The organism is Deferribacterota bacterium (assembly GCA_034189185.1).
Taxonomy (GTDB): domain Bacteria; phylum Chrysiogenota; class Deferribacteres; order Deferribacterales; family UBA228; genus UBA228.
Map to the genome: position 1 here is coordinate 1 of JAXHVM010000132.1, position 5100 is coordinate 5100.

Here is a 5100-nt window from a genome sequence, read left to right on the forward strand (position 1 = left end):
ATTTTTCTCTCCCTATATCTAAATTATTTTCAAAATAATTATAACAAAAACATCTAATTAGAATCAAATAAATTATTTATTTTTTCTCTGTAATACAAATAAGACAACCTAACTTCTATAATAGCTGTAATTACAGCTATTAGAAAAGAAATTAAACTTAGTGAAAATAGTATGGCCACAGTATAATAGATTATATTTGTTAGATTAATTATTTTTGTAAAAGCAGTTGGTAAAATAAATATAGAGGCAAGGAGTGCTAACAAAATAGATATGTAAACAAATAACATTGAAGTTCTTATTAGAAAAATCCTCTCAGCAAGATATGTAAATTCAGCGCTTTTGCTATTATCAGAGCCATCAATTATCAGGGCAGTCAATCTATCAGAAGTTCTAGCATATCTATTTTGCTGGACAAGATTAAAAAGTGCTATTCCATTTACAAGAAATAAAGGAGCTAGCGTTGTTTGGATTGCACCAACTATACTCATTTTGATTATATTATATATTAAGTGTTAATATATCAATAAGAAAAGGTTAAGTTGAAATTAATAGTAAACTAAGATACATTTAATGTTATGGATGAAAAAGAAAAACTTCTAAAAGGAATGTGGTGTGATTCAAGGGATGATAAGCTAAAATCTGAGAGAAATAGAGCATGGTTGTTAATGAATAAACTGTTAGATATACCACCTGAATCTGAAGAGGCTTTTGAATTTTTAAGAAATATATTAGGTTTTATTGGCGAAGGAACAGTCATTAGGCCAGCGTTTTATATAGATTATGGATATAATATATTTATAGGAAAAAACTGTTTTATAAATTTTGATTGTACTTTTTTGGATAATGGTAGAATAACCTTACATGATAATGTATGGATTGGGCCATCAACCAATATTTATGCTGTTGATCATAATATTCACAAGCCAAAAGAAAGATATATTGTCAAGGGGATTGATGTTTTAATTGAAGAAGACGTATGGATTGGTGGTAAAAGCATCATTTTGCCAGGGGTCACAATCAGAAGGGGTTCAGTTATTGGTGCTGGCTCAGTTGTTACTAAAGATACTGAGCCCTGTAAAATTTACGCAGGTAATCCTGCTAGAGAGATTAAAGAATTAAAACTATAAAAAAGCCCCTTTAAAGGGGCTTTTTTGTTAATCTACTTCTTCTACAATTATAGCTTCAACGGGACATTCATCTTTAATTTCATCAACCTTTTCAGCTAATTCGCCTTCTAGTATAGCACCATCACCACCAACATCCTCTTTTACTTGAGAAATCCCATCGCCGTTATCCTCAAACACTTCTGGGACTTCTGTATAACATACAGCACATCCTGTACACAAATCCTCATCAACACTAACTTTAATTTTCATAGCATACCTCCATTAATGTTATTTTATACATAAATATTTTTAATATCTTTTTTATTATATGTCAATAAATTGTTGTTAATATTAAATTAAAATAATATCGACAACTGACCTTTTATCTAAATCACCTACATCTTTATCCAACCTAACTAAACCATTTACATTAATAAAATTAAGAAAATGTGATGTTTTTTGAGAACCTGGATCATATGCTACAAAAGCATCACCTTCATATCTAACAACAGCCCTGTTAAAATAGTTAACACCCCTTCGTGAATGCATAGGAGTACCTAATTTTCCCTTAACAATCCTATTGTTGTATTTTGTAAATCCGCAAGACTTACGAATGAAAGGCAGCAGATACAAAATAAAATTTGTTGCGAATGCAGAAGGGTAGCCTGGCATTCCAAATATTGTGCACCCGTTATTCTTAGCTGCAATTAAAGGGCTTCCAGGTTTTATAGCTGTCTTATTTATAAGGATATCATAATTGTTGTTTAATAATACCTTTTTTACAAAATCATATTTGCCCATAGAAATACCACCAGAGCTAATTAAGATATCGAATTTTATACTGTTATCTTTAATTAAATCACTGATTCTTTCTTCATTATCTGAAAAATTTCCTAGATATTTTATATCAATTGGTAAATTACCGAGTAATGATTGAGTTATGTATCTATTTGTGTTATAGACTGATCCTTCAATATAATCATCACCTGGTTCAATTATCTCATTACCAGTGATAAATAAGCCAATTTGTGGCTTTTTGTATACATTTATCTCTTTTTTACCAGAGTAACAAATTGCTGAAAAAGCTAGGTTTTCTAGAAAACAACCTTTTTTAGCAAACAATGTATTTTTTGATATCTCCTCACCGATCTGATTAACATTCTCTCCTTTATTAGGATATTTATTTATTATTATTTTATTTCCAGAATATTTTTTTGTATCCTCAATTCTAATGACAGCATCTGTATTTTGAGGTACTGCTCCACCTGTCATTACAAAAATTGTTTCTCCTTCATCTAAAATATAATCATAGAGCTTTCCTGGCACAGATTCACCAATAATTGTATATTCTTTTTTTACTGGAAATTTTACAGCATAACCGTCAACAGCACTTTTTTTATGATCAGGAAAGGGATAGTCAGTATAAAGATCTTCTGCCAGAACCCTTCTAAAGGATTCTTTAGTTTTAACATTTTCTTTATCTAATATTTGTGCATTATCTATTAATACATTTAATGCTTCTTCGTATTCTAGCATTTATGACTCCTTTATTGAATATAATAACTTTTTTTAGCAAATATAATCTTTAGTGTTATAACACAAATAAAAGCAAATAGTACAATTAATAAACTGGCAGATAATCCCTTTTGAAAATCTCCTTCATTCATGTTTAAGTATATATATATGGGAATATTTGCAGTAACTCCTGATATGCCGCCACCAATCATTAGGGTTGCACCAAACTCCCCGAGACTTCTAAGCCAACTCAATATAAGCCCTCCCAAAACTGAGTTAAAGGCTAATTTAAAGGTTGTATCATAAAATGCTCTAAATTGAGATGCTCCAAGTGTCATTGCAATATGCTCATAGGTTGTTGGTATTAGTTCAAATGCATTTTTTGCAGCTTTTACAGTAAAAGGAAAGGAGATAAAGAACTGTGCAATAACAGCTCCCTTAAAGGTAAATATTACATTTAATATATTTATTATATAGGGAATGTTAAAAAAGATTAATAGGAGAGTACCAACTACAAGAGGTGGGATTATTAAAGGAATATCGAAAAGACTATCTAATAATCTACTAAATTTATTCTTTTCTCTAGCTAAATATAATCCAGAAGGTATACCAAAAAGAGCTGAAAATATTGTAGCTAGTACAGATGTTTTTATGCCAAACATTAGGGCATCAATAAAATTTTTATCCTTTAATAAAAGAAGAAAGGAATTTACATTGGTTAATATAAAGGATGTTGAAATTAGGATTAAAATACATAATGCTAAAATTATTGCAAAAATGCTGCAGGTTTTAATTAATTTCATTGTTATTTTTTATGCTCTTAAATCCAAAATTTTCATATATATGGATATTATCTTTAATATATTGAAAAACTGATTTTGCTAATTTTTTGTTTTTGCTTGTTTTTAATACTCCTGTATAGGCAGTTGCATTAACATTAAATTTCTGTGGAATCTCAATATATTTTATATTATTTACTTTAGCAACAGAACTAAAGATTAAAGCTGCATCTACTGTCATGGTTTGGATATAATTTACACTTTGGGATATATTAACTGGGTTTATTATGGTGTTTTTGTCAATTTTATCTGCCATATCCTTTGGCATATTTATTTTAATTTTATTTTCATAGATTGTGCCAAGCGCCATAGTTTCAGGATTACCTATAGCTACCCTTATATTTGGCTTTAATAGATCATTAAATTTACTTATTTTGTTTTCTGCTCTTTTTGAAATACCAAAAACAGGTATTTGCATCAAAAACTTTTCGCCATATTCAATTATATCTTTATTAATAGCTTTATCGAAATATTTTTTATTAGCTGAAGTATACAAATCACCTTTTTTTGATAATAATATCTTATTTAGCAATTGTCCTGAGCCACCAGTAATTAAGATTATTTTATCTTTATGGGTTTTATTATATTTATCTACAATAATTTCAGATGGTTTTGTCATAGATGCTGCCAAATACCAATAAATATTTTCAGCATATAAATTTAATGATAAAAAGCTGATTAGAACAATAAATAACAGCCTCATAATAGCCTCCTCTTTATTATAACTATTTTTTTAACCATTAGTTAATATGATAGACTGCTTTTTTAATGAAACATAAATATCAGTTTCTACTTTTAGATTCATTTTTTCAAAAGCGTGATTAGGCAAGCTAATTTTTAATTCTAGGCCTTTAGCAGATAAAACATCTAGATAGCAATCTTTACCAGCAATTTTAATTTTTTTTATTTTACATTGAACAATATTCTCTTTGAGGCTTGACTTTATATCAAGGTCTGGCCTTATAATCATTATGTTCTCTGGCCTTATACATATATGAGTAGCATTATTTGCTCTATTTGAATTAATATAGGTAAACTTATGCCCAAAGTCTGTAATAACAGTATTGTAAGAAATATCTTTTATATTCCATATGTTTTTAAAGTCTATCATTCTTGCAGATTCTGTTTTTTTTGGTTTATTGTATAGTATATTTTTGTTTCCATATTCTAAAACTTCGCCATCTTTTATTAAGATAAGATCCTCAGCAAATATATAAGCATCACTTAGGTTATGTGTTATAAAAATTGTTGTAAGAGCTAATTCATCTGTTATATCACTTATTAATTCTAAAAGTGTTTCTCCTGTTGTTGTATCTAATGCGCTAAAGGGCTCATCAAGTAATAAAATCAATGGCCTCAAAACAAGTATGCGTGCTAGAGCCACCCTCTGTTTTTGTCCACCCGACAATGTATTAATAGCTGAATTAAGTTTCTCTACTATGCCAATCTTATCTGCTATTTCATAAATTAATTTAGAATCAATCTTTTTTTTAGCAAATTTAAGACCATAGCTAATATTTTCTAAGACATTCATATGTGGAAAGAGTATATATTCTTGGGGTAAATAACTACTACCTCGTTTTCGTATAGAGGTATTAATTTTTTTGTTGCTATCAAAATATATGTCATCATTTAACCTG

The 5100-nt window shown here is 28.8% G+C and carries 7 protein-coding genes; 1 reads left to right on the top strand and 6 read right to left on the bottom strand.

The genetic code is table 11. The features are described 5' to 3' along the window. Positions 1-53: 53 nt before the first annotated feature. Positions 54-488, bottom strand: coding sequence for a DUF2721 domain-containing protein (locus SVN78_08280; GenBank protein ID MDY6821601.1), 435 nt, complete (start codon positions 486-488; stop codon positions 54-56). 87 nt (positions 489-575) lie between these two features. Here SVN78_08280 and SVN78_08285 point away from each other — a divergent pair, with 87 nt between their 5' ends. Further along, on the top strand, positions 576-1127 hold the full coding sequence (locus SVN78_08285) for a sugar O-acetyltransferase (GenBank protein MDY6821602.1): 552 nt from the start codon (positions 576-578) through the stop codon (positions 1125-1127). Positions 1128-1154: 27 nt separating this feature from the next. On the opposite strand, the gene SVN78_08290 is transcribed toward SVN78_08285, so the two are convergent. The 5 genes from SVN78_08290 to SVN78_08310 all read right to left on the bottom strand — a co-directional run. Beyond that, complete coding sequence (locus SVN78_08290; GenBank protein ID MDY6821603.1) at positions 1155-1376, bottom strand: ferredoxin; 222 nt, start codon at positions 1374-1376, stop codon at positions 1155-1157. Between the two features lie 81 nt (positions 1377-1457). After that, complete coding sequence (locus SVN78_08295; protein ID MDY6821604.1) at positions 1458-2642, bottom strand: molybdopterin molybdotransferase MoeA; 1185 nt, start codon at positions 2640-2642, stop codon at positions 1458-1460. Between the two features lie 11 nt (positions 2643-2653). Beyond that, complete coding sequence (locus SVN78_08300) at positions 2654-3424, bottom strand: ABC transporter permease subunit (protein ID MDY6821605.1); 771 nt, start codon at positions 3422-3424, stop codon at positions 2654-2656. Continuing rightward, positions 3411-4163, bottom strand: a complete 753-nt coding sequence (gene modA / locus SVN78_08305) for a molybdate ABC transporter substrate-binding protein (GenBank protein ID MDY6821606.1) — start codon at positions 4161-4163, stop codon at positions 3411-3413. Before modA ends, SVN78_08300 begins: the two co-directional genes overlap by 14 nt. Positions 4164-4193: 30 nt before the next feature. Further along, a partial coding sequence (locus SVN78_08310; protein ID MDY6821607.1) for an ATP-binding cassette domain-containing protein occupies positions 4194-5100 on the bottom strand: 907 nt, incomplete at its 5' end.